Genomic DNA, 350 nt, shown 5'->3' with positions numbered 1-350 from the left:
AATCTTTGATGGTAAATGTAACTTTAGTGAAAAGTCTAGAACTACTTTAAATGAACAAAGACAAGTTGTAGAGCTTACTGGAAAGGCTCTATTCAAAGGAGACATCTATCCAGGAGAATTAATCAAAGGATACGTGGAGGTTGATGGTATTAAAAAATCCATTCACAGAACTAGAAAACCACGTAATCCTGATGGCTCAGTATACTCTACGGAATTGGATTTGATGTAATGAAGATCAAGGTGAATATTGAACTTAATAGAGCGAATATCAAAAAGATAGAAGAGGCCATGTTTAAATCTTTACCACAAACTATGGAGGCTATGAAAACAGAAGTAAATAATATGCAGGT

1 protein-coding gene is annotated in these 350 nt (G+C 34.0%); it reads left to right on the top strand.

Annotated elements, in window-relative coordinates; all coding sequences use genetic code 11:
- A partial coding sequence (locus RCF13_RS12760; RefSeq protein ID WP_308141229.1) for a hypothetical protein occupies nucleotides 1–229 on the top strand: 229 nt, incomplete at its 5' end.
- Nucleotides 230–350 lie beyond the last annotated feature (121 nt).

The organism is Stenotrophomonas maltophilia group sp. RNC7, assembly GCF_030910085.1.
Classification (GTDB): Bacteria; Pseudomonadota; Gammaproteobacteria; order Xanthomonadales; family Xanthomonadaceae; genus Stenotrophomonas; species Stenotrophomonas sepilia.
This window is presented reverse-complemented; position numbering and strand designations above follow the sequence as displayed.